This is a genomic window from Hymenobacter sp. 15J16-1T3B, assembly GCF_020711235.1.
Classification (GTDB): domain Bacteria; phylum Bacteroidota; class Bacteroidia; order Cytophagales; family Hymenobacteraceae; genus Solirubrum.
Genome location: NZ_JAJFAV010000005.1, coordinates 288,060 through 312,733, shown reverse-complemented (window position 1 = coordinate 312,733; position 24,674 = coordinate 288,060). Strand labels below are relative to the sequence as shown.

The following is a 24,674-nucleotide window of genomic DNA, read 5'->3' as shown; positions in this document are numbered from 1 at the left end:
CCTGAGCCGAGCGAACCGTAGGTCGACGAAGTCAAGGACCTTCCTCAAACCCGGCACGGCCGGCGCGAACAACGAGCAGACGTTTTCTGGCTATAGCATAAAAGCGCAGCCACCATGCCCGAATGAAAGGGCGTTGGTGGCTGCGCTTATTAGTTGGTACAGTGGGAAAGAAAGATTCTGCGCCTTCGGCTCAGGATGACAGCCAAGGCTTACACCGCCACCGGCTGCCGCAGCGCCTGCATCAGCAGCTCGTAGGAGCGCAGGCGGGCGGCTGGGTCGTAGACGTGCGACACCACCAGCAATTCGTTCACGCCGGTGACCTGCACGAACTGTTCCACCTGCTTGCGCACCTTGGCCTGGCTGCCGATGAAAGCGTAGGCCATCATCATGCGCACCGATTCCTCCTCCATGTCGCTCCACAGCCCGGCCATGCTCTCGACAGGCGGCTGCAGCGGCCGGGAGGTGCCGCGCACGATGTTGGTGGCCAGCTGGTAGAACGACGTGGCCAGCCGTTCGGCTTGCTCGTTGGTGTCGGCAGCAATGACGTTGACGCAGGCCGCGGCGTAGGGCTCGGCCAAGTACTCGGAGGGCCGGAAATTCTCGCGGTACAGGTGCAGGGCGGCCTGCAGCTGGCTCGGGGCGAAGTGGCTGGCAAAGGCGAAAGGCAGGCCCAAGTAGGCGGCCAGCTGGGCGCTGAAGGTGCTGGAGCCCAGCAGCCAGACGGGAATATCCAGTCCCTCGCCCGGAATGGCGCGCACCCGGCTGCCGCGGTTTTCGGCCGAGAGGTAGGTCAGCAGCTCCTGCACGTTCTGTGGGAAGTCGTTGACGGAGCCTTGCAAGTCGCGGCGCAGCGCGTGGGCGGTCATCTGGTCGGTGCCGGGGGCGCGGCCCAGGCCCAGGTCGATGCGGCCGGGGTAGAGCGAGGCCAGCGTGCCGAACTGCTCGGCCACGATAAGCGGGGCGTGGTTGGGCAGCATGATGCCGCCCGAGCCCACCCGGATGGTGGACGTGCCGCCGGCAATGTGGCCGATGAGCACGGCCGTGGCCGAGGAGGCAATGCTGGCCATGTTGTGGTGCTCGGCCAGCCAGAAGCGGTGGTAGCCCCACTGCTCGGCGTGCTGGGCCAGGGTGAGGCTGTGTTGAAACGTATCGGTGGGCGTGTGGCCCTCGCGGATGGCTGCCAGCTCCAGAATGGAAAGGGGCAGTTCGGCTAGGTTCGTGTTCATGGAATCTGGAAATGGCTTAGAGAACAGCCTTTCGCGCGGGCTTGTTCACTGCGGCGCCAGCAGTGCGGGCTGCCGGCCGCGTCCGCTCGGGCGAGTTTGGATTACTAGCTGCCGTTGTGCGGACCGGAGTCCGCGCGACGGCAGCTAGTGGCGGCATAAGCTGCCGGGCAACCGTTAAACCCTGGCGCGCTAATCCCGTCCAACCAGGCATGACGACGCAACAACGGGTACAGCACCTGCTCTGGCGGGCGGGTTTCGGGCCCCGGCCCCAGGATACCACGGCCGGCCTTGCCCCGCGCAAGGTGCTGCGGCAGCTGCTCCACGACGCGCAGGCCTACGAGCCGCTCGACAGCCCGCAGATGCGCTACCGCGAGGCGCTGGCCATGAGCCCCGCCCCGACGATGGACCTCAAGCAGGACCCACAGGCGCCGGCGCTGAAAAAGGGCGAGCTGACGGCCGAGCAGCGCAAGCAGCAAAACCAACAGATCCGCGACGCCTTTTACGCCATGAACACCGGTTGGCTGGCGCGCATGGCCACCTCGCCGGCCCAGCTGCGCGAAAAGCTCACCTTCTTCTGGCACGGGCACTTCGCCTGCCGGGTGCGCCGCCCCGACCTGGCTCTGCAGCTCAACAACACCATCCGGCGGCTGGCGCTGGGCAAGTTTCCCGACCTGCTGCTGGCCGTGGCCCAGGAGCCGGCCATGCTGCAGTTTCTCAACAACCAGCAGAACCGCAAGCAGCGCCCCAACGAAAACTTCGCCCGCGAGGTGATGGAGCTGTTCACCATCGGCCGCGGCCACTACTCGGAGCAGGACGTGAAAGAGGCCGCCCGCTCCTTCACCGGCTGGGGCTTCAACGCCCAGGGTAGCTACGAATTTCGGGCCCGTCAGCACGACGACGGCCAGAAGACCTTCTTGGGCCAAACCGGCAATTTCGGCGGCGAGGACGTGCTGCGTATGCTCACCGCGCGCCGCGAAACGGCGCTGTTTCTGACCACCAAGCTCTACCGCTTCTTCGTCAACGACCAGCCCAACGCCGCCCACATCCAGCCCCTGGCCGAGGCGTTTTACCAGTCGGGCTACGACATTCAGGACCTGCTGGAGCGCATGTTCTCGGCCGAATGGTTTTACGACGCGGCCCACGTGGGCACCCGCATCAAGTCGCCGGTGGAGCTGCTGGTGGGGCTGCAGCGGCAGGCCGGCCTCGCGCCCGCCGACGGGCAGAAGCTGGTGTTTTGGCAGAAAGCCTTGGGCCAGACCTTGTTTCAGCCCCCGAACGTGGCCGGCTGGCCCGGCGGCCGCAGCTGGATTGACTCCTCGTCCTTGCTGCTGCGCCTGCAGCTGCCGCAGGTGCTGCTCAAGCAAGCCGAAGTCAATATCGCGCTGAAGGACGACGAAAACGACCTGGCGCCGCAGCTGCCCCGCAGCGAAAGACTGCTGCGCAGCCGCGGCAAGCAAGCGGGCGAGGCGCCCGTGAGCCTAGCCACCGTGGCCGCGCTCCTGACCACGGTGCCCGCCGAGCAGCAGCCGGAAGCGCTGGCCGGTTTCCTGCTCCAAGCGCCGCTGCGCCCCGAAAACCGGGCGCTGCTGCACCAAGCCGCCCCCGCCGGCGGCGGTCCGCAGCAGGCGCTGCGCCAGCAGGTCGGCGTGCTGCTGTCCTTGCCCGAGTACCAGCTGATGTAGCTGGCACGCGCCGAGTAAGGCAAGCTCGACATAACGGCCCGAGTTTCCTTTATCGTCTTCTGCCCGTCCACCCACCTCCTTCCACCATGACCTCCCGCCGCGACTTTCTGAAGACCTCCGCGCTGGCCAGCACCCTGCTGTTCGTGCCGCGCTTTCTGCACAAGCTCGATGCCCAGGCCCTGCCCGCGCTGCAGGACGCCGGCGGCCGGCGCCTCGTGGTGGTGCAGCTCGGCGGCGGCAACGACGGGCTGAACACCATCGTGCCCTACCGCAACGACCTCTACTACAACGCCCGGCCCACGCTGGCCCTGCGCGAAACCAGCGGCCTGCTGACGCTGGAGAAAGACCTGGCCCTGAACCCGCACATGAGCGCGCTCAAGGGCCTCTACGACCAAGGCCGCGTGACCGTGCTCAACAGCGTGGGCTACCCCAACCCCGACCGCTCGCACTTCCGCTCCATGGACATCTGGCACACCGGCTCGGCGGCCGATGAGTACCTGGCGACCGGCTGGCTGGGCCGCTACCTCGACGCGGCCTGCGCCGGCTGCGCCACCGGCCACACCGGCATCGAGGTCGACGACACGCTGAGCCTGGCCATGAAAGGCGCCCAGCGCAAGGGACTGGCCCTGAAAAACCCACAGAAGCTCCGCGACCTAACCCGCAACCGCCTGCTCAGCGCCGCCAGCCGCGAATCGGCCGCCACCGGCCTCGGCGAGCTGGACTACCTCTACAAGACCCTGGCCGAAACCGCCTCCTCGGCCGACTACCTTTTCGAGAAAAGCAAGGTGTACCAGTCCAAGGTCGCGTACCCGCAAACGGACTTTGCCAAGAGCCTCAAAACCACGGCCGAGCTCATCAACTCCGGCCTCGACACCCGCGTGTACTACACCGCTTTGTCGGGCTTCGATACCCACGTGCGCCAGCAGGAGCAGCAGGGCAAGCTGCTGCAAGACCTCTCCGAGGGCCTCGCCGCCTTCGTCGACGACCTGCAGCGCGGGGGCAACCTCGACTCGACGCTCGTCTTGGTTTTCTCAGAATTCGGCCGGCGCGTGAGCCAGAACGCCAGCAACGGCACCGACCACGGCACGGCCAACAACGTGCTGCTGCTCGGCGGCAAGCTGTGCCAGCCCGGCGTGGCCAACGCCGCGCCCGACCTGGCCAACCTCGACGCGGGCGACCTACGCTACCAGCTCGACTTCCGCAGCATCTACGCCAGCATTCTGCACGACTGGCTGGGTGCCGACAACCAGCTGATTTTGAGCCGTGACGTTGCGCCGCTCCCGGGCCTGGTATAAATACGGAAATTGTCGACTGAACAATATCATGCTGATTGTCAGTGCGTAAAATGGGCTGAATGCAATGTCCAACCCAAACCTTGCACCCAGTCATGAAAGTCCTTTCACCTTCCGCCCACGGCGTGCTCGACTATATCACCGTCGTGGTTTTTGCCCTGGCTCCTTCGCTGCTTGAGCTGCAGCACCCGTTTTCCACGGCCTTCTACGTGCTGGCCGCCGGCTACTTGCTCATCTCGCTGTGCACCGATTACCCGATGGGGTTCATGCGCGTGATTCCGTTTCCGCTGCACGGCGCCTTCGAGCTGGTCAGCGGCCTGGTTTTCATCGTACTGCCCTTTCTCTTCGGCTTTTCCGACGACCAACCTGTGGCCCGCAACCTCTTCGTCGGCTCGGGCATCGTCTTCCTGCTCGTGTGGCTGATTACCGACTGGAAGGGCGTGGGCACGCACGCCAACGCCCGGCCCCGCACCGGCTCTTTGATGACCGATACCAGCCTACGCCACTAAGCCACGGGCTACTGGCACGCACAAAAAAGCCGCCCGGACTGCTGTCTGGGCGGCTTTTGCATGTCGATGCAGCCAGCTGGCCTAACGCCCCGTTAGCGGCGGTACGTGAAGCCGACGAAGAACTCCCGGTCGGTTTCGCGGTTTAGGGCCAGGTGCGCCCCGAAATCGAACTGAAAGTTGTCGGTCAGGTTGAAAATCGGGGCCACGTTCACCGAGTTGCGCCAGCCCGCGCGTTGCTCGTCCCAGCGGGCCACGCCTTCCACCATAAAGGAAAACAGGTCGTTGAAGTCGTGCTCCAGCGCCACCGAGGGCACGACGCCGAGGTAGTGCTTGCTCGTTTCCCGGTCGTAGTTCAGCTTGGTTTCCACTTGGCCCTCCAGGTCCCAGTGGTGGCCCAGGTTCACGTCGGCCGGCACGATGAGGCCGTACTCCGCGCCGCCGGCACCGGCTTGCCCGCCGGTGGGCAGGCGCACCCAACCTACGGCCGCCAGCGCAAACGGCTGCTTTTCGTCGTCGCCGATGAAGTTGTGTTTGAGGCGCACGGCCACGTCGCCGAAGCCGCGGTGCTGCTCCCAGTTCGGCTCATCGGCCTGGCGCTGCTTCTGGGTGGCAAACACGGGCACTTCCAGCTGCAGGTCGGTGCGGCGGCTCAGGCCGAGCTTGGGCATGGCGTAGGCTGCGTGCCACTCCCGCTCGCGCTGGTCGTCCTCGCGGCGGTTGATAAGCCGGAACCCGTCGACTTCCACCTGAAAGTGGCCCGCGTCGACGGTAAACGGGCTTTCCGTGACGCCCGGCCGGTCGGGGCGCAGCTCGCGCAACTGGTTGCGGGGCACCGGATGAAACAAATCGAAGTGCGCCGAGTCGTACGGGCAGGTCTTGGGCTTATCGGGCGACTGCGCCCGGCCGGCGAAGCTGCCGAGCAGCACGGCCAGCAACAGGAGTAAGCGTGACATGAGTAGGGGGGAGGGGAATGGTATTTAGCCCCGCATACGCAATTGCTTCCTGCCGGATGTACGGCAGGGCTTACCCGGTCACAAATCCGTAGTTACAACGCGTAACGCAGTCCCAAAAAGCCCCGGCGTCCCTGCAGCGGTGCGTAGTTATACTCAGTGTCGAACGTGTAGCCGTTTGGATTATCCTGGTTTATGTGCTTGTCGAAGGGGTCGAAGGCCCGCAGCAGCACGTGGCGGGGTAGAAAGTCGAGCAGGTTCTTCACGCCGCCGTACACCTGCAAGCGCTTGCCCAGTTCTTTGGTAACCTGCACGTTCTGCAGCGAATACCAGGGCGAGCGGCTGGGCCGGTAGTCCAGCGGCTGCACGGGCAGGTGCATGGGGCCGGTCACCTGCCCGGTGTAGTCCACCGTCAGCCCCCAACGGGCGGCGGTGTAGGAGGCGGCAAACGTACCCGAAAAGCCCGGCGTCTGCACCTGCCGCAGGTGCGCGGCCCGGCCGGGCTCGCGCCGGAATACGTCGAGCAACGTCACGCCCGCCAGCAGCTTCAGCGCCGGGGCCACCGTCCAGTCGGCGTTCAGCGTCACCCCGCGCGACACGGCGTAGCCGCGCAGGTTGCGGTAGATGATCTGGTTGGGGTCGGTGTCGTAGTCGGGCAGGATCTTGTTGGTGAAGTAGGTCCAGAACAGGCTGCCGTCCAGGATCAGCGGCCGCACATCGGGCCCGAGCTGCTGGGTGTAGTTGACGGTGGCGTTCCAGCTACGCTCCGGGCGCAGGCGCTCGGTCACTACCACTTGCCGGGCCCCGGTCAGCGCCGCGTGGTCTTCGGTGAAGAGGTTTACCACCCGAAAGCCGTTGCCGGCGCCTAAGCGCAGCACCTGGCGGTTGTCGGCGGTGCCCCATTTGTAGTTGACGCGCCCCGAAGGCACGAGGCCGTGGCGCGGGTCGTGGTCGAGGCGCAGGCCGGTGAGCAGGGTGGAGCGAAGGTTCAGCCGCCATTCGTCCTGGGCAAACAGGCCGGGCAGCCGCACCACGTCGGGTTGGTTGCGGCTTCGGTCGCCCTCCGGCCGGGCGGTGGCGGTGGTGTTGTCGTCGTACCAGGTGTAGCGGTAGGCGGCCCCGAGCAGCAGTTGGTGCTGCACGCTGAGGCTGCGCAGCCAGGTGAGCTGCCCGAAGCCCACGTGCTGGGTGGCCAGGTAGCGGGTGGTGCCGTAGGCCGAATTTTGGTGGTGGCGGTTGTAGGAACCGCTGAGCAGCAGCTTTTCGCCGCGCACCGGCAGCTGGTACTGGCCCAGCAGCTCGTAGCGACTGGTATAGATACTCTCGCCGTACACGCTGTCGGTGCCCCGAAACTCGGGCCGCCAGCCCAGTTGTCCCCCAAATCGGTCCTCGTAGTAGTAACGGCCGGCCAGGTTGGCCACGCGGTCCTCGGGCCGGCTCAGGCTCCATTTGTTGAAGACGGAAGCCCGCTTCTGCGTCGGCACGTCGGTGAAGCCGTCGTGGTTCACGTCGCGCCGCCGGTCGTAGCCGAACACGTTGGCCGTCAGCAGCGAGGTGGCCTGGCCCAGCCGCTGGGCCGTGCCCACGTCCACGTTCAGCTCGCCGAAGCTGGTGCCGAACACGTCCACCGACAGCGGCGGAGCCTTCTGCGGGGTTTTGGTGATGACGTTGATGAGCCCGCCCACGGCTTCGGAGCCGTACAGCGTGGAGGCCGGCCCTTTCACCACTTCCACCCGCTCCACCATGCTGTTCGGGATGCCGCTCAGCCCGTACACCGTGCTCAACGACGACACGATGGGCATGCCGTCGATGAGCACCATGGTGTAGGGCCCCTCCAGCCCGTTGATGTGAATGTCGCCCGTGTTGCACACGCTGCAGTTGAGCTGCGGCCGCACGCCGTTGACCATGGTCAGGTTCTCGAACAGGCAGGGCGCCGGGTTTTTCTGGAAAAATTTCGGCGTGTATAGCTCCACCGGCACCGGCGACTCGCTTTTGATTACCTCGCCAAGCGTCCCGCTGATAACCACGTCGGTCAGCTCGTTACTGGTCGGCAGCAGCAGTACCGTGTAGGGCAGCGTGCCCTGCGCCTGCACTTCCACCGGTCGTTCGGCAGGCTGAAACCCCAGCGCCGTCACGGCTAACTGGTAGCGCCCGAGGGGCACTTTGCTCAACACAAAGCCGCCGTGCTCGTCGGCTGTGGTGCCAATGGTGGTGCCTTTCAGCCCTATGCTAGCGAAGGGCACGGCCTGCCCCGCAGCTCGCACGGTGCCGCGCACCGAGCCCGTTTGCGCCGAAACCGGCACGGCCAGACTGAGCAGCACAAGGGAGAAGAGTAAAAATCGTGCTATCATTTTAGCTGAGGCTTTTATTTTTATTTAGACGAGTCTAAATCTTGAATTGTGCGCAAAAAAGCGGAAACAGGTCTGGCCCGGTTCCGCTTTTGATTAGCCCTTGAAGGTTTGGATCAGCAGGTGAGCGTTTAGCAAGATGATGACTACCGACACGGCCCAGGCCGTGTATTTCACCCACGGGCGGTTCACGAACACGCCCATCTTCTGGCGGTCCGACGTGAAGAGCACGAGCGGCACCACCGCAAAGCTTAGCTGCAGCGACAGAATCACCTGGCTGAGCACCAGCAGTTCCCCAGTGCCCTTTTCGCCCGCTATCAGCGTGACGATGAACGCCGGCACCACGGCAATCAGGCGCGTAATCAAGCGCCGTACCCAAGGCTTGAGCTTCAGGTGTAGGAAGCCCTCCATCACAATCTGGCCGGCCAGCGTGCCCGTCAGCGTCGAGTTTTGGCCCGAGGCCAGCAGCGCCACTGCAAACAGCACGCTGGCAGCGCCGGCGCCGAGTACGGGCGTGAGCAGTTCGTAGGCTTGATTGATGTCGGCCACGCCGTGGTGCCCGCTGCGGTGAAACGCCGCTGCTGCCAACACCAGAATAGCCGCGTTGACGAAGAATGCCAGGAACAGCGCCAGCGTCGAGTCGATGGTAGCAAATTTAACCGCCATGCGCTTGCCGGTTTCGGTGCGGTCAAACGCGCGGGTCTGCACGATGCTGGAGTGCAAGTACAGGTTGTGAGGCATCACCGTAGCCCCCAAGATGCCGATGGCCACGTAGAGCATCTGCGGGTTGGTTACCACTTCGCGTTGCGGCACCAATCCGCCCGCTAGGGCCGCCCAGTCGGGCCGGGACACGACAATTTCGTAGGCGAAACAGCCGAAGATGATGACGATAAGCCCTGCTACCAGCGACTCAATGACGCGAAAGCCGCGGTTTTGGAAATAGAGCACCACCAGCACGTCCAGAATCGTGAGGAGCACGCCCACGGCCAGCGGAATACCAAACAACAGGTTCAGCGCAATGGCTGAGCCGATGACCTCCGCCAGGTCGCAGGCGGCAATGGCCACTTCGCAGAGGACCCACAGCACCATGGCCACCGGCTTGGAATAATGGTCACGACAGGCTTGCGCCAGGTCGCGCCCCGTCACAATGCCGAGCTTGGCGGCTAGGTGCTGCAGCAGCATGGCAAACAAGTTCGAGAGCAAAATCACCGACAGCAGCGTGTAGCCGTAGCGGGCCCCGCCGGCAATGTCGGTAGCCCAGTTGCCGGGGTCCATGTACCCAACAGCCACCATAAGGCCCGGACCCGTAAACGCCAACAACTTCCGCCAGAAAGGGGCTTGCTGCCCCGGCACGCGGACCGAAGCGTAAACATCGCCTAATGAAGGGGCATGCCGCCGCTGACGCCAGCCGGTTTCGGGGCCGGTTTCAGGTGCCAATGCCGCTTCAGCAGCCGGAGAGGTATTAGTAGGAAGCATCAAATCAGATTGTTGCCGCAAAGGAACAGAAATTTAGTCTGGTCTAAAATTTTTTTTAAACTCACTTAATTACTCATTATCTGCCAAAAGGTTTGAGCTATAGCCTGAATAAACCGCACTGGAAAAGGGGGCCCAGTCGAACCTACGCGTATTTCGGCGGGTGGTACCGGAGCCATTCTTTAACTCTTGACGCAGCTTCAGCGCTTTCCAAGGCCTTTACTGCGCCCAGGAAAATAGGGTTGGGCGAAGGGCAAGGGCATAAAAAAAGGCGCTGCCGGAGCAGCGCCTTTTCTGTAGAGCGAAGAGAGGATTAGCGAACCAGCTCCACCCAGCCTTTGGTCACCGACCCGTCGCGGGCAGTAACCTGGTAGTAGTACACGCCGGCCGGCTGGGCGTCGCCGTCCCAGTCGTTGTTGTAGGCGGCGTATTCTTTCACCTTGCGGCCCCAGCGGTTGAAGATTACCACCTTGCCGCCAACCATATCCGGCTGCACGACGAAGTTGTCATTCAGGCCATCCTTGTTCGGGGTGAAGACGTTCGGCATTTGCTGGAACGGTACCACGAGCAGGTGCGTGGCCAGCGAAGCAGGGCAGGTAACGCCGGGCGTGGTGTTGGCCACGCTCAGGGTCAGCTGGTACACGCCAGCTGCGGGCGGGCTTACGGGAGCCAGAGCGGTTTTGCCGCGGTGAATAGTGCGGGCAGCTTCCGTTACCGGGTTGCCATCGGCATCCTTGATACGCTGCAGCGTCCACTTCACGGAGTCGATGCCCACCAGCGTCTGCACGTTGTTCACGCTCGAGAGGTTGGTGATGTTGAACGTGCGCGGCTGGCGCTGGGTCTGGCCGAGGCGTACGGCTTGTACCGAGTCAGCCCAGACGGCGCGGAAAGCAGCCTGCACCCGCGGAGCCACGCGTACTACGATGGAGGTCGTGTCGCCGCAACCCTGCGAATAGCCGATGGTCGGGGCAATGGTCAGGCGGTAGCGGGTGGTGCTCGTCGGATTGACGGTGATGGACTGGCTGTTCTGCTGCGCAGCGGGCAGGCCCGGAGCCGCGGCCCAACGGTAGGAGTACTGCTGCAGGCCGTTGCGCACCGAGTCAGGACGGGTCACCGAGCCACGGATGGTGAGCGAGGTGCCGTTGCAGATAATCGGGTTGGTGCTGCTCTGGCCCGGCGCCGTAGCGGCAGCCACAGCCGTTGCAAATTGCCCTTGCTTCACGCGCACCACGATGATACGGTTCTGCACGCCTTTGATGGGGCAGGCGTTGTCTTCGATTTTAACGGGGATGCGAATCGTCGTACCCACCAGTTGCGGCGAGGGTTGGAAGTAGAATGTCATCACCGGCGTGCTCGTGCCGTTGCCTGACAGCACGTAGCCGTTCGGTACGATGATGTCGTCTAGGGGCGTCAGCGCTGCGGGCGGAACCGTTACGGTCAGCTGTTGGCCGGCGTTGGGGTCGGTGAAGCGCACTTTTACCTGCGAGTAGTTGCAGGTGAACACGTCAACTACGGTCGAGTCCGTCAGGTTAACGGGGTTGGGGTTGCCGGGGGTCACGCCGGTAGCCACGGGCGGGTTCGGTACGGAGTTGCCGCCGCAGTCGATAACTACAACCAGCATGTCGCGGCGTACCGAGCCAACTTGGTAGTAACGGCCGTTGATTTTGCGGAACTCGGTCACCTTGCCAACCACCACGTATTTGTTGTTGGCCAGGTTGACGGCGTCGTAGTAGTAGGGCGTGAAGGTTACGCTACCGGTGGTAGCGTTGAAGAGGAAGGAAGGCGTACCTACTTGCACCGGGCAGGAGCCGCCCACGGTGTAGGAAGGAATGGGGAAAGTCGGCGAGAAGTTGCCGCCGGCACCCAGCGTAAGTACGCAGGGGGGTTGGGTCGAAATTACCGTAATGCCACCGCCGGGCATGGCCTTGTAGGTCATGGGCTGGTTGCAGTCTTCCAGAGCGCGGTCCAGGCTGTATACCAGCGAGTCACCGTCGGGCTCGAACGTGGAGAAGGTCAGCGTGGTGCGCTGCTCTTTGCATACGAACGGTATCGGAATATCCTGGTCCAGGTACTGGGGCGAGGTATTGTTGATGGCCAGCTGCCCGCCCGAAGCCAGGCTCAGCTGGTTGTTGAGCACGGCTTCGAAGTACATGTTCTGCGAGGTGCCGGTCACGTTTGCCAGCGTGGGGCGGGCGTTTTCCACTACGCTCAGCGTCCACGAGGGAGCGGGCGGCAGCGTTACTACGGCTTCGTACTTGGCCGTTTCGTAGTTGGTGCGGCCGGTCGAGCCGCAGGGGTTACCGGCGCTGGTGCAGTACGGCGTACCCGTGGTCAACAACCCGCGCACGAGCGTGGCGGTGAAGTTGCGCGAGTCGTTACCGGTGCACGACGTGGTGGGCGTACCCACCCGGCAGTTCAGCGTCAGCTGCGTCGGCGCATCGATACCGCTGCAGTCGCGGAAGAAGCGGCAGGTCACGCGGTAACGGTTGGGTTGGGCCGCCGTGCCGATGTACTCGTAGGTCAGCTGCCCGCCTTGGGCGTGCGAGGCGTACGCCTGCTGCACGCCGGAGAGTGCAAGGCACCAGGCAGTAAGCAGCAGGAGAGAAGCGCGTAAGAGGTGCTTCATGTAGTAAGGTGGTTGAAGGGAAACGATGGACCTGGGTGGGTGACCGATTTGCTGCGTAAGATAAGGACAAAACTGAGCAGTGATGCAAACCAAGCGTCAAACCATTCTTGCATCAAGCAAATATTTTACCAGCTTTTGCCAGTTTTGCATGAATCCCAAAAAAAAGTTCCAACAGGTTTTTCTTTTTTATATCCATTTGCTGGGATTAGCTTTAAGGGCTTCTTTATCATGCCCAGCATGAAGGGAGGCGTCATCAACCACCCTCTAACCCCTTTTTCATGCGAACATCTCTACGCATGTGGCCTGCGCCTGCACCCCGGCGCGGGTTGCGTTCGTGGTGGCTGCCCGTGTTGCTGTGGCTGACGTCCGTCAGCGTCTGGGCCCAGACGACCACCATCGGCTCCACTACCATCCCGGTTGCCTCCCCCGCAACTAGCAGCTACCTCTACGGCCCCATCTACCGCTCCGCCAATGACGCGGGCTCTTCGTTCGACTACTCCCGCTACGCCTATTTGTATACGGCTGCGGAACTGGGTATTTCGGCGGGGTCGGTCATTTCGGAACTGGCGTGGTTGAAGGCGGACGCCGGCACTGTGACCGGTAACAATACCTTCACTGTATGGCTGGAGAATTCGACGAGCACCACGCTCGGCACGACCCAGACCTGGAGTGCAATCAGCGCGACGGCGACGCAAGTGTACACCTCCTCTTCGCAGCAGGTTACCGGCGGCGCCGGCTCGTATTTTATTGTTACGCTGAACCAGCCCTTTACTTACACGGGGGGCAACCTGCTGATCCTGACCGATTGGGTAAAGCAAGGCAGCGCTTCGGCCGCCGTGAACTTCGTCACGAATGCCGCCACCGGGTTTGGGCTGGGCGCTGCCAACAGCACCGCGCTGACCAGCTCCACGGCCCTGACGACCACCTACGGCAACCGTCGCCCGACGCTGCGCCTGACCCACGGCGCCTGCTCCGCACCGCCGACGGCTGGCACCACTACGGCTAGCGCCACGGCCATTTGCGCGGCAACTACCGTTTCGTTTTCGCTTCAAGGTTCTGCTTCTGGCTCCGGCCTGAGCTACCAGTGGCAGAGCTCGACCAACGGCACGACCTACACCAACATCAGCGGCGCTACCAGCCCGAGCTACAGCACGTCGGTAACGGCTACGACCTACTACCGCGCCGTGGTGACGTGCTCGGGCCAGTCGGCCAACTCCACGCCGGTGCAGGTAACCTACTCGGCTCCGACCTACGCCACGCTGCCCTACACCCAGGGTTTTGACAACGCTTGGGTGGATGCTTGCAGCACCCGCGACGTGCCCAGCAACAACTGGCGCATGACCGCTTCGCCGGCCGACCCGGACGCCTCGTGGCGCCGCGACGACGATGGCGCGGCTGCTGGATGGACCAGCCCGACCTACGGCGTGTACAACCCGACGTTCACCAACGGCACCAACTCGGCCCGTTTCCACAGCGGTTACGCCTCTTCGGGCACCGTGGGCACGCTGGACCTGTACGTGAACCTGAGCCAAGCCGGCACCAAGCAACTCACCTTTGATTATATCAACGTCAACGGCGCCGACTCGCTGACGGTGCACCTCTCCACCGACGGGGGCGTGACCTTCGGCCCGGCCCTGCTGCGCCGCAACACGGCCGCAACGTGGACGCCGCTGACCCTGACCACCACGGCCAGCTCGGCTACGGCGGTCATTCGTTTCCGCGCTCGGGGTGACTTTGGCTCGACGGACATCGGCCTGGACAACCTGAGCCTGACGGTGCTGCCGAGCTGCACCACGCCGCCCGTAGCGGGCACGGCCGTGGCCAGCGTGTCGACCATCTGCTCGCCCACGGCCGTGGCCCTGAGCCTGACCGGCATCACGCCTTCGACGGGGCTGACCTACCAGTGGCAGAGCTCGACCAACGGCACGACCTACACCAACATCAGCGGTGCCACCAACGACACTTATACTGCTGCTGGGGTAGCTACTACGACGTATTTCCGCGCCGTGGTGACGTGCTCGGGCCAATCGGCCAACTCCACGGCCGTGCAAGTGACCTATACCGCGCCGACCTACGCCACGCTGCCCTACACCCAGGGTTTTGACAACGCTTGGGTAGACGTGTGCGGCACCCGCGACGTACCGAGCAACAACTGGCGCTCGACCCCCTCGCCGGCAGATGCGGACGCCTCGTGGCGCCGCGACGACGACGGCGCCGCCGGTGGCTGGACGGGCCCGAGCTCGGGCATTTACAACCCGACGTTCAGCAACGGCACCAACTCGGCCCGTTTCCACACCTACAACGCCTCTTCGGGCACCGTGGGCACGCTGGATCTGTACGTGAACCTGAGCCAAGCCGGCACCAAGCAACTCACGTTTGATTACATCAACACGACGGGCACGGACTCGCTGACGGTGCACCTGTCGACCGACGGGGGCGTGACCTTCGGCCCGGCCCTGCTGCGCCGCAACACGGCCTCGACTTGGACCAACCAAGTGCTGTCGCTTACCTCGACCTCGGCCACGGCAGTCATTCGCTTCCGCGGCCGCAGCGACTTCGGCACCACCGACATCGGCCTGGACAACCTGAGCCTGACGGTGCTGCCCAACTGCACCACGCCGCCCGTAGCGGGCACGGCCGTGGCCAGCGTGTCGACCATCTGCTCGCCGACGGCCGTGGCCCTGAGCCTGACCGGCATCACGCCCTCAAGCGGCCTGAGCTACCAGTGGCAGAGCTCGACCAACGGCACGACCTACACCAACATCAGCGGCGCCACCAACGACACTTACACCGCTGCCGGCGTAGCCGCAACGACCTACTACCGTGCCGTGGTGACGTGCTCGGGCCAATCGGCCAACTCCACCGCGGTGCAAGTGACCTACACCGTGCCGACCTACGCTTCGCTGCCCTACAGCCAAGACTTCGACAACGCCTGGGTGGATGCTTGCGGCACGCGGGACGTACCGAGCAACAACTGGCGGGCAAAAGCAGCACCGACGGACGCAGACGCTTCGTGGCGCCGCGACGATGACGGCGCGGCCGGTGGCTGGACGGGTCCGACTTCGGGCATTTACAGCCCCACGGCTAGCCAGGGCACCAACTCGGCCCGTTTCCACACCTACAACGCCACTTCCGGCACCGTGGGTACGCTGGACCTGTACGCCAACCTGAGCGCGACCAATTCGAAGCTGCTCACGTTCGACTTCATCAACACGACGGGCACGGACTCGCTGACGGTACACCTGTCGACCGACGGGGGCGTGACCTTCGGCCCGGCCCTGCTGCGCCTGAACACGGCCGCAACGTGGTCTTCCCGCTCGGTTACCATCACGTCGACTTCGGCCACGGCGGTTATTCGCTTCCGCGGCCGCAGCGACTTCGGCACCACCGACATCGGCCTGGACAACGTGAACCTGGTGGTGCTCAACCCCTGCACCACGCCGCCCGTAGCGGGCACGGCCGTGGCCAGCGTGTCGACTATCTGCTCGCCGACGGCCGTGGCCCTAAGCCTGACGGGCATTCCCGCCTCGACGGGCTTGACCTACCAGTGGCAGAGCTCGACCAACGGCACGACCTACACCAACATCAGCGGCGCCACCAGCCCGACCTACACTGCTGCCGGCGTAGCCACCACAACGTATTTCCGCGCCGTGGTGACGTGCTCGGGCCAGTCGGCCAACTCCACGGCCGTGCAGGTGACCTACTCGGTGCCGACCTACGCTTCGCTGCCCGCCCTCGAGAACTTCGACAACACTTGGGTGGATGCTTGCGGCACCCGCAACGTGCCCAGCAACAGCTGGCGTTCGACCCCCTCGCCGACGGACGCAGACGCCTCGTGGCGCCGCGACGACGACGGCGCGGCCGGTGGCTGGACGGGTCCGACTTCGGGTGCGTACTCGCCCGCTGCTAGCCAAGGCATCAACTCGGCCCGTTTCCACACCTACAACGCCTCCTCGGGCACCGTGGGCACGCTGGATTACTACGTGAACCTGAGCCAAGCCGGCAACAAACGCCTGACCTTCGACTTCATCAACACGACGGGCACGGACTCGCTGACGGTGCACCTGTCGACCGACGGGGGCGTGACCTTCGGCCCGGCCCTGCTGCGCCTGAACACGGCTACGGCTTGGACCAACCAAGTGCTGACGCTCACCTCGACCTCGGCCACGGCGGTAATCCGCTTCCGCGGCCGCAGCGACTTTGGCCTCACCGACATCGGCCTGGACAATGTGCGCGTGGAGTCGGCTACCGGCTGCTTGTCGCCGGCTGGCCTGACGGTGGGCACGACCACCACCACGACGGCTGTGCTGAACTGGGTGAACAGCGGTTCGGGCAACTACACCGTTGAGTACGGTCCCATCGGCTTCGCGCTCGGCACCGGCACGCAGGTAACCGGCATCACCGGCACGACCACGACCCTGACCGGCCTGACGCCCGGCACGCCTTACCAGTTCTACGTGATTCAGAACTGCGGCACGACCACCTCGGCTGCTGGCGGCCCGGTGGTGTTCAACACGCAAATCACCAACGACGACCCGACTGGCGCCATTGCCCTGACCGTGAACACGGCTTGCACGCCGACCAGCGGTACCAACGTTGGTGCCACCACGACCACGGTTAGCGGTTACCTCAACCCGGGTACGGGCACCACCGGCTGCGGCACGGCTGGCTCGCCCAAGGACGTGTGGTACAAGTTCACGACGGCCGCCACCGGCCCGACCAGCACGGCGGTTCGCATCAGCGTGACGGGTACGCCGGCCAGCCAAGTACGCGCCTTCTCGGCCACCAGCGCCGCTGGGCCGTTTACGCAGATTGGCTGCTCGGCCAACAGCAGCACGTCGGTAGCGCCGAACCTGGACCTGACCGCTCTGGCACCTTCGACGACGTACTACGTGCGCGTTTCGGGCTACGGCAGCACCGATCCTCAAGGCCCCTTCACCATCTGCGTCTCGCTGCTGCCGAACTGCCAAGACCCGGTGGTTCCGACGGTAGCCAGCGTAACCAGCTCCTCGGCTTCGCTGTACTGGGGCGGGGTGCAAACGAGCGGCTCGACCTACGAAATTGAGTACGGTCTGCAAGGCTTCACGCTGAACAGCGGCACTCGTATCACGGGCATTGCCGGCCAGACGGCCACGCTCAACACGCTGGCGTCTAGCACGGACTACTGCTTCTACGTGCGCCAGAACTGCGGCACGGTGAACGGCTTCAGCGCCTGGGTTGGCCCGATCTGCTTCACCACCGACCCCGGTGCAGCCACGAACGACGAGCCGTGCAGCGCCATTGCGGCGACCGTAAGCTCGGGTGGCTACGTCACCCTGTCGGGCACCACGCTTGGCGCCACGACCACCACACTGCCGGGCATCACCCTGCCGGCTTGCTCGCCGGCTCTCTCGCCGAAGGACGTGTGGTTCCGTGTGACGCTGCCCAGCAACGTAACCGCAATCAACGCCTCCTTCTCGGGCTCTGCCGCGGGCATGGTACGCTTGTTCACGGCGGCTACGTGCTCGACGAGCTTTGCGCAAGTGGGCTGCCAAGCTTCGGGTGGCAACAACCAGAGCGTTGGGGCCGTCAACTTCACCGGTCTGACCGGTGGCACGACCTACTACATGGCGGTGTCGGGCTACGGCTCGGGCGACAACCGTGGGCAGTTCACGACGGCCATCATCACGGCGCAGAAAAACCAGTTGGCCGGCGGCGACGTGGCCATCTTCCCGAACCCGGTAGTGGGTGGTGCTGAACTGAACGTTCAGATCAGCGGCGCCAAATCGGGTGCACTGCACTGCGAAATCATCAACGCGCTGGGCCAAGTGGTGCAGACGCGGACGGCCGAAGTGCGCAACGGTAATCTGCAGCAAACCCTCACCACCACCGGGTTGGCCAAAGGCCTCTACCAGGTACGCCTACGCATCGGTTCCGATGTGCTGGTGCGCAAAGTGATGGTTGATTAAGAAAACCGGATATTTATTAAAAAGACAGCAACGGGTTCCGTTGCTGTCTTTTTTTTGTGTTTATTGACGACCCCCACCCATGCACCGTTCTCACATCATAACCACCTAATTCCTATGGGAAAACCTTTACTCCACAATCTTTTGGGAGCAGGCTGGCGGAAGGCAATGGCTGTGCTAACAGCGGCCTTGCTGGGCGCCACCACCGTCAACGCCCAAGTTGACGCCTACACCCTCACGCCGAGCCAAGGCACCTTCACCCCGGTGACGGGCGCAACCACCGTGGCCGCTATCCAAACGGACGACGAAGCGTCGGCGGCCATTCCGCTGGGCTTCACTTTTCAGTTTGATGGCGTGAATTACACGCAGGTTGTCGCCTCGTCGAACGGCTGGGTGTCGTTCAACTCGTCGACCACCGACGATTACCGCTTCAACGAGCTGAACGTGGGTCCGGTGGGCATTCGGCCGCTCGTCGCCCCGCTGTGGGACGACCTCGACGGGGAAGTGGGCACGGCTTCGTACGTGACCACGGGCACGTCGCCCAACCGGGTGTTCACCTTCGAGTGGCTGAACTGGCAGTGGAACTACAGTGCCACCGGCTCGACCATCAGCTTCCAGGTAAAGCTGTACGAGGGCTCCAACCGCGTCGAGTTTATCTACCGGCCGGAAAGCGGCTCGATCAACTCGGCTTCCGCGTCCATCGGCTTGGCCGGGGCTACGGTGGGCTCCTTCTTGTCGTTGAACAATACCTCGGCAACCCCGACGGCTAGCTCCACGACCGAAACCAGCAACATCGCCACCCGCCCGGCTGCCGGGCAGGTATACGCGTTCCTGCCGCCGGTATCGACCGGCTGCGGCACGCCCCGCGGCCTGACCGCCACCAACCTGAGCCTGACGTCGGCCACGCTGAACTGGACCGCTCTCAGCGGCAACGGCACGTTTACCATCGAGTACGGCCCGCGCGGCTTCACGCCCGGTGGCGGCGGTAGTGGCGTGGTGACGCGCACCGGCATCAGCGGCAACTCGCTGGCCATTACCGGCCTGACGCCGCTGACGACCTACCAGTTTTACGTGACGCAGAACTGCGGCGGCACGCTCGGCAACAGCAGCCGCTCGAACGCCGGCACGTTCACGACGATCAACGACGAGTGCACCAGCGCCGCGCCGCTGACGCCCACGATCAGCAATAACTGCACGACCCGTACCCGCGTGACGCTGACGGGCGCTACCAATTCGACCGGTGCGCCGGCCCCCGGCTGCGCCAGCTACCAGGGCGGCGACGTATGGTTTAGCGTGGTGGTGCCGGCCAGCGGCGCGTTGACCATCGAAACGGATTCCGTGGGCGGCTCGTCGATTACCGACACGGGCGTGGCCCTCTACACCGGCACCTGCGGCAGCCTGGCGCTCAGCGGCTGCGACGACGACGGCGGCACGGGCACGTTCTCGCTGCTGAACAGCACGAACCTGGTGCCCGGTAGCACGGTGTACGTGCGCCTGTGGCAATACAGCAATGCCAACCCGACGGGGGCCGTGTACATCTGCGCCCGTACTACCAGCAACTGCGCAACGCCCACCGCCCCGGTGGCGACGCCCACGGCTACCGGCGCTGCTCTGAGCTGGGGCGGTACGCTGGGCACGGGTGAGACGTTCTCGGTGCAATACCGCCAGCAGTCGACGCCGACCTACACCACCGTGAACAACATCACGTCGGCCAGCACCACGCTGACCGGCCTACTGCCGAACACGAACTACTGCTTCACCGTGACGAAAAACTGCGGCGCCCAGCAGGGGGCCAGCGTACCGTCGACCGAAGTATGCTTCCTGACGCTGACTCCCGTGCCGCAAAACGACGAGCCCTGCGGGGCCGTGGCGCTGAGCGTGACGGCCACCGGGGCGGTATCGGGTACTGGCACCACGTTGGGCTCTACCACCAGCGTACAGCCGGGCATTACGCTGCCCGCCACTTGTTCGCCGGCTCTCTCGCCGAAAGACGTGTGGTTCCGCGTGACGGTGCCCGCCGGCGTTACTGCCATCAGCGGGTTTGTGACCGGCAACCCGGCCGGCATGGTACGCCTCTACACGGCCGCTACCTGCTCCACCGGCTTCGCGCTGGTGGGCTGCCAGGCCTCGGCGCGCAACAACCAGAGCGTTGGGGCCATCAGCTTCACCGGTCTGACGGCGGGCACCACCTACTACATGGCGGTGTCGGGCTACGGCTCGGGCGACACGCAGGGCACGTTCACCATCAGCACGACGGCCACGGCCAGCCGCAATGCGCTGCTGGGCGGGCAGCTGGCGGTGTACCCCAACCCGGTACACGGCGGCACGCTGACGCTGCGCCTGGACGGTGCCGGCAAGGCTTCGGCGGGCCAAGCCCAGCTGATCAATTCCCTGGGCCAAGTGGTGCGCGCGCAGGCCGTGAGCATCCGCAACGGTGCCGCGGAGCAGCAGCTGTCGGTTGAGGGCCTAAGCCACGGCCTCTACACGCTGCGCCTGCAGGTAGACGGAGCCGTGGTAACGCGCTCCGTGGCGGTGGAATAAACAGCCCCGCCCTAAACGCAACAACGCGGCGCTCCACCCTGGGGCGCCGCGTTGTTGCGTTTAGGGCGGCTGAGTTAGTAGCGCAACAAGCGGGCGTACTGCTCCCGACCCTCGGCAGTGCGCATCCGCAACACGTACGCCCCGGGCGCCATGGCCGGCAGCTGCAGGCGCGTCTGCTGCGCTGCGGCCGTGCCGAGCCACACGCGCCGGCCCTGGCTGTCGGTGAGCTCCAACGCCGCCGGCTCGGGCAGCGCTGGCAGGTTCAGCTCGGCGGGCAGGGCGGCCGGCGCTGGGTTGGGATAAAGCTGCCACGTGGCGGACTGGGCGGTTTGGGTAGCGGTGGGAGAGTAGGCCCGGTTTTCGAGCACAAAGACCCGGTCGTCGGTGGCGGCGGGGGCGCCGCGGCCGTCACGGTTGGAGGTGGTCAGGTATACCCGGCCCTGCGGCGACACGCAAATAGCGCGCAGGCGGCCGTAAGTGCCCGCCCACAAGTCGGCGGCGGGGCCGCCGAGCTGGTCGCCGCTGGCATTGAGCGGCAGGCTGGTGAGGGCGCCGTCTTTGAGGCTGACGAGCAGCAGGGTGTTGGCCCACTGCGGAATGGCCGGGTGGTTGTAGTAAGTAAGGCCGGCCACGGCGCGGGTCGGCGTCCAGGCCGTGAGCGGTTCGCGCACGTTGTTGGCCAGGCAGAAGGGTTGTTCGGCCGCGAGGTTGCAGAAGCCTTCCACGTTGGGCCAGCCGTAGTTGCGGCCGGCTTCGATGAGGTTCAGCTCGTCGTCGTTGTTGGGGCCATGCTCCGAGCTGTAGAGGCGGCCGGTAGCGGCCACCCGCACCAGCCCCTGCGGGTTGCGGTGCCCCAGCGTGTACACCAAGCTACCGGGCGTGGGGTTGTTGGTCGGTACTGTGCCATCGGGGTTCAAGCGCAGAATCTTGCCGTTGAGCGCCTGCGGGTTCTGGGCCAGACTGGTGTTGCTGGCGTCGCCGGTGGTCATCAGCAGGGTGCGGTCGGGCAAAATCAGCAGGCGGGAGCCGCTGTGGATGTTGGTGGCCGGCAGGTTGTCCAGGATAACCTGCGGGTTGATCATGCCCAGCAGCTCATCGTAGTAATAACGCACCAGCTTTTCCTTGACCGCGCCGTTGTCGGTGTAGGTGTACACCACGAACACGCTGTACTGGGGAATAGCGGGCAGGGTGAGCGAGGGCAAAATGGCCATGCCCAGCAGGCCGCTTTCCCCGGTTTGCGTCACGTCGCTGAGCGTCAGCAGCGGCAAGACCTGCCCCGTGGCGGGGTTAATGCGGCTGATGCGGCCGCCGCGCTCCGTCATCCACAGAAAGTTATCGGGGCCCCAGAGCAACTCCCAGGGCGTGTTCAGCCCGGTGGTGAGCGTGCTCAGCGTGAGTGTGGTGCTGCCCAGCTGGTAGGTGGTGGGCTGGGCTACGGCGTCGGGCCGGCCGGCGCAGGCCAGGGTCAGTAATAAAATCGAAGCGGCGAAACGTTTCATAGGCAAGAAGTTAGCAGGTAAGCGTGTGCGGATGTGTGTATGTACGCAGCCCGGCCATTGGGGGGACCAAGCGGATTGCGGATATTTCTTGCCCGCGGCGGCACCAGCCGGGCGCGAGGGTAATTGATGAAGATTTCTTTTCCGTATCTGCTCAGCGGCGCGGCCTGTTTCACGCTCGGCGCCCTGACCATGCGCGTGGCCGATGCGCCCGCGCCCCTTACCGTGCCCGTACTGCGCGCCGCCCAAGAAGTGCTGGGCCTGCATTTCACCGACGCCCAGCTCGACTCGGCCCGCCGCGACGTGGGCGACAACCGCGACAGTTACGAGGCGCTGCGCAAGCTGCCGCTGCCCAACAGCGTGGCGCCCACGCTCGTGTTCGACCCCGTCCCGCTGCGCCTGCGCACCATTTCCTCCGTCAAGCAGCGCGTCGACGACCAGCTGCCCAGCATCGGCAAGGTGACGCTGCCCGCCAGCCGCGACGACCTCGCCTTCTACTCGGTGCGTCAGCTCGGGGAGTTGCTTCGCACCCGGCAAATCAGCTCCGAGGAATTAACCCGGTTTTTCCTGGCTCGCCTGAAAAAGTATGACCCCAAGCTGCTGTGCGTCACCACGCTCACCGAGGAGCTGGCCCTGCAGCAGGCCCGGCAGGCCGATGCCGACATCAAGGCCGGCAAGTACAAGGGGCCACTGCACGGCGTGCCGTTCGGGGTGAAGGACCTGTTCAGCACCAAGGGCTACAAAACCACCTGGGGCTCGGTGCCCTACAAGGACCAGAAGCTCGACGAGGACGCGGCCGTGGTGACCAAGCTACGCGACGCGGGCGCGGTGTTGGTGGCCAAGTTCACGCTCGGCGAGCTGGCCATGGGCGACGTGTGGTACGGCGGTATGACGCGCAGCCCCTGGGACCTGAAACAAGGCAGCAGCGGCTCGTCGGCGGGCTCGGCCTCGGCGGTGGCGGCCGGGCTGGTGCCCTTCGCCATCGGCACCGAAACGCTGGGCTCCATCGTCAGCCCGAGCACGGCCTGCGGCACCACCGGGCTGCGGCCCACCTTCGGGCGCGTGAGCCGGGCCGGGGCCATGGCCCTGAGCTGGTCGATGGACAAAGCCGGCCCCATTACGCGCTCGGCCGAAGACTGCGCCCTGGTGTTCGACGCCCTGGTGGGCCGCGACCCGCGCGACCCGGCCACCTTGCTGGCCTTGTCCCAGGAGTTCTACTACGAATTCAACCTCGACGTGAAAAAGCTGCGGGTGGGCTACGTCAAGGCCGATTTTGAGCGCAACTACCCCGGCAAGGCCAACGACCAAGCCAGCCTCGACGCGCTGCGCAAGCTGGGCGTGCAGTTGGTGGAGCTGGAGCTGCCCAAGTTGCCGGCTTCCGACATGACCTTCTTGCTCACCGCCGAGGGCGCCGCCGCTTTCGACGACCTCACCCGCTCGGGCCGCGACGCGCTGCTGGTGAAGCAGGACCGCAACGCCTGGCCCAGCCTGTTCCGGGCCTCGCGCTTCGTGCCGGCCGTGGAATACCTGCAGGCCCAGCGGGCCCGGCGCTTGCTCATCGAGGAGCTGGACGCCCGCATCAAGGACCTCGACGGCTACGTCACGCCCTCGTTCAGCAGCAACTTGGTCATTACCAACCTCACCGGGCACCCGGCCGTGGTGGTGCCCAACGGCATGCGCCCCAACGGGCTGCCGAGCACCATCACCTTTACCGGCCAGCTTTACCAGGAAGCCAAGCTGCTGGCCCTGGCCAAGGCCTACCAAGACGCCACCGACTTCGACGAAAAGCACCCGCCACTGAATTTTTAGGCCGTCAGCTCGTTGTAGAGAGTATACCCGGCGGGTAGTGGGGCCGGCCTTCGGCGTCGCTACCCGCCGCTTTATCGTATCGACTGCATGACCTTGACCTTGGAAGCGCGCTGGCAACAACTGCTGACGCCGCTCACCGCCGATGCCGACCTGCGCCGCCGCGGCTACCAACAGCTCCACGACGCCTACGCCCAATCGGGGCGGCACTACCACGCCCTGCCGCACATCCGCCAAATGCTCGAAGCCCTCGACCCGCGCCTTGCTGCCTTGCAGGATGCCGTGGTAGTGCAGCTGGCCGTGTGGTTTCACGACGTGGTGTACAGCCCGCTGCGCTCCGACAACGAAGCCCGCAGCGCCGAAATGGCCCGGCAGTTTCTGGCCCAAACCAGCCTTTCCGCCGCCCGCCGCGAGCGGGTGGCCTTCCTGATCGAGCGCACCAAGGACCACACCCAGCCCCAGCCCGCCGCCGACACCGACCTGCACCTGCTGCTCGACGCGGACCTGCAGATCCTGGGCGCCCCCGAGGCCGACTACTGGCGCTACGCCCGGCAGGTGCGGCAGGAGTACGCCCTGGTGCCCGACATTCTCTACCGCCGCGGCCGGCAGGACGTGCTGCAGAAGTTTCTGGCCCTGCCCCACGTGTACCAGACCGAGGAGTTTCGCCGTCTGGAGCCCCAGGCCCGCCGCAACCTGCGCGCCGAGCTAGAGGCCTGGCAGCAGAACCGCTTCTGAGCCGGGCCGCCCGACGTTGCAACGCTGCGCCGCCGGGGCGTGTCG

At 64.9% G+C, this 24,674-nt stretch carries 13 protein-coding genes; 7 read left to right on the top strand and 6 right to left on the bottom strand.

Going from position 1 to position 24,674, the window contains the following annotated elements; all coding sequences use genetic code 11:
- Positions 1–209 precede the first annotated feature (209 nt).
- Positions 210–1,226: an LLM class flavin-dependent oxidoreductase gene (locus tag LJ737_RS11400; protein WP_227765733.1), complete on the bottom strand. Its 1,017-nt coding sequence runs from the start codon at positions 1,224–1,226 to the stop codon at positions 210–212.
- Between the two features lie 209 nt (positions 1,227–1,435).
- On the opposite strand from LJ737_RS11400, the gene LJ737_RS11395 reads away from it, so the two are divergent.
- The 3 genes from LJ737_RS11395 to LJ737_RS11385 all read left to right on the top strand — a co-directional run bounded on the left by LJ737_RS11395 (position 1,436) and on the right by LJ737_RS11385 (position 4,709).
- Positions 1,436–2,908, top strand: a complete 1,473-nt coding sequence (locus LJ737_RS11395) for a DUF1800 domain-containing protein (RefSeq protein ID WP_227765732.1) — start codon at positions 1,436–1,438, stop codon at positions 2,906–2,908.
- 86 nt (positions 2,909–2,994) lie between these two features.
- The gene (locus LJ737_RS11390) at positions 2,995–4,203 is read left to right on the top strand and encodes a DUF1501 domain-containing protein (protein WP_227765730.1); all 1,209 of its coding nucleotides are present in this window, start codon (positions 2,995–2,997) and stop codon (positions 4,201–4,203) included.
- 92 nt (positions 4,204–4,295) lie between these two features.
- On the top strand, positions 4,296–4,709 hold the full coding sequence (locus LJ737_RS11385) for an SPW repeat domain-containing protein (protein ID WP_227765728.1): 414 nt from the start codon (positions 4,296–4,298) through the stop codon (positions 4,707–4,709).
- A 92-nt stretch (positions 4,710–4,801) separates the two neighbouring features.
- Here LJ737_RS11385 and LJ737_RS11380 read toward each other — a convergent pair whose 3' ends face one another.
- From LJ737_RS11380 to LJ737_RS11365, 4 genes are all read right to left on the bottom strand, one after another.
- A complete protein-coding gene (locus LJ737_RS11380) occupies positions 4,802–5,662 on the bottom strand; it encodes a transporter (RefSeq protein WP_227765726.1) in 861 nt (286 codons plus the stop codon).
- Positions 5,663–5,754: 92 nt separating this feature from the next.
- The gene (locus LJ737_RS11375; RefSeq protein WP_317206649.1) at positions 5,755–7,980 is read right to left on the bottom strand and encodes a TonB-dependent receptor; all 2,226 of its coding nucleotides are present in this window, start codon (positions 7,978–7,980) and stop codon (positions 5,755–5,757) included.
- A 123-nt stretch (positions 7,981–8,103) separates the two neighbouring features.
- Positions 8,104–9,483, bottom strand: a complete 1,380-nt coding sequence (locus LJ737_RS11370; protein ID WP_227765722.1) for an Nramp family divalent metal transporter — start codon at positions 9,481–9,483, stop codon at positions 8,104–8,106.
- A 310-nt stretch (positions 9,484–9,793) separates the two neighbouring features.
- Positions 9,794–12,106: a T9SS type B sorting domain-containing protein gene (locus LJ737_RS11365; protein ID WP_227765721.1), complete on the bottom strand. Its 2,313-nt coding sequence runs from the start codon at positions 12,104–12,106 to the stop codon at positions 9,794–9,796.
- Between the two features lie 278 nt (positions 12,107–12,384).
- On the opposite strand from LJ737_RS11365, the gene LJ737_RS11360 reads away from it, so the two are divergent.
- Together LJ737_RS11360 and LJ737_RS11355 are read left to right on the top strand one after the other, a co-directional pair.
- Entirely contained in the window at positions 12,385–18,054 is a 5,670-nt protein-coding gene (locus LJ737_RS11360) for a DUF8696 domain-containing protein (RefSeq protein ID WP_227765718.1), read from the top strand.
- A gap of 165 nt (positions 18,055–18,219) precedes the next feature.
- Complete coding sequence (locus tag LJ737_RS11355) at positions 18,220–20,592, top strand: NIDO-like domain-containing protein (RefSeq protein WP_227765716.1); 2,373 nt, start codon at positions 18,220–18,222, stop codon at positions 20,590–20,592.
- Between the two features lie 74 nt (positions 20,593–20,666).
- Here LJ737_RS11355 and LJ737_RS11350 read toward each other — a convergent pair whose 3' ends face one another.
- Positions 20,667–22,091, bottom strand: coding sequence for a PQQ-dependent sugar dehydrogenase (locus LJ737_RS11350; RefSeq protein WP_227765714.1), 1,425 nt, complete (start codon positions 22,089–22,091; stop codon positions 20,667–20,669).
- Positions 22,092–22,217: 126 nt separating this feature from the next.
- On the opposite strand from LJ737_RS11350, the gene LJ737_RS11345 reads away from it, so the two are divergent.
- Entirely contained in the window at positions 22,218–23,897 is a 1,680-nt protein-coding gene (locus LJ737_RS11345; protein WP_227765712.1) for an amidase, read from the top strand.
- 87 nt (positions 23,898–23,984) lie between these two features.
- The gene (locus LJ737_RS11340) at positions 23,985–24,629 is read left to right on the top strand and encodes an HD domain-containing protein (RefSeq protein ID WP_227765710.1); all 645 of its coding nucleotides are present in this window, start codon (positions 23,985–23,987) and stop codon (positions 24,627–24,629) included.
- Positions 24,630–24,674: the final 45 nt, after the last annotated feature.

Bases quoted from the DNA above. Each gene is read 5' to 3' on its own strand.
- LJ737_RS11400 (WP_227765733.1), bottom strand. From the start codon at position 1,226: ATGAACACGAACCTAGCCGAACTGCCCCTTTCCATTCTGGAGCTGGCA.
- LJ737_RS11395 (WP_227765732.1), top strand. From the start codon at position 1,436: ATGACGACGCAACAACGGGTACAGCACCTGCTCTGGCGGGCGGGTTTC.
- LJ737_RS11390 (WP_227765730.1), top strand. From the start codon at position 2,995: ATGACCTCCCGCCGCGACTTTCTGAAGACCTCCGCGCTGGCCAGCACC.
- LJ737_RS11385 (WP_227765728.1), top strand. From the start codon at position 4,296: ATGAAAGTCCTTTCACCTTCCGCCCACGGCGTGCTCGACTATATCACC.
- LJ737_RS11380 (WP_227765726.1), bottom strand. From the start codon at position 5,662: ATGTCACGCTTACTCCTGTTGCTGGCCGTGCTGCTCGGCAGCTTCGCC.
- LJ737_RS11370 (WP_227765722.1), bottom strand. From the start codon at position 9,483: ATGCTTCCTACTAATACCTCTCCGGCTGCTGAAGCGGCATTGGCACCT.
- LJ737_RS11365 (WP_227765721.1), bottom strand. From the start codon at position 12,106: ATGAAGCACCTCTTACGCGCTTCTCTCCTGCTGCTTACTGCCTGGTGC.
- LJ737_RS11360 (WP_227765718.1), top strand. From the start codon at position 12,385: ATGCGAACATCTCTACGCATGTGGCCTGCGCCTGCACCCCGGCGCGGG.
- LJ737_RS11355 (WP_227765716.1), top strand. From the start codon at position 18,220: ATGGCTGTGCTAACAGCGGCCTTGCTGGGCGCCACCACCGTCAACGCC.
- LJ737_RS11350 (WP_227765714.1), bottom strand. From the start codon at position 22,091: ATGAAACGTTTCGCCGCTTCGATTTTATTACTGACCCTGGCCTGCGCC.
- LJ737_RS11345 (WP_227765712.1), top strand. From the start codon at position 22,218: ATGAAGATTTCTTTTCCGTATCTGCTCAGCGGCGCGGCCTGTTTCACG.
- LJ737_RS11340 (WP_227765710.1), top strand. From the start codon at position 23,985: ATGACCTTGACCTTGGAAGCGCGCTGGCAACAACTGCTGACGCCGCTC.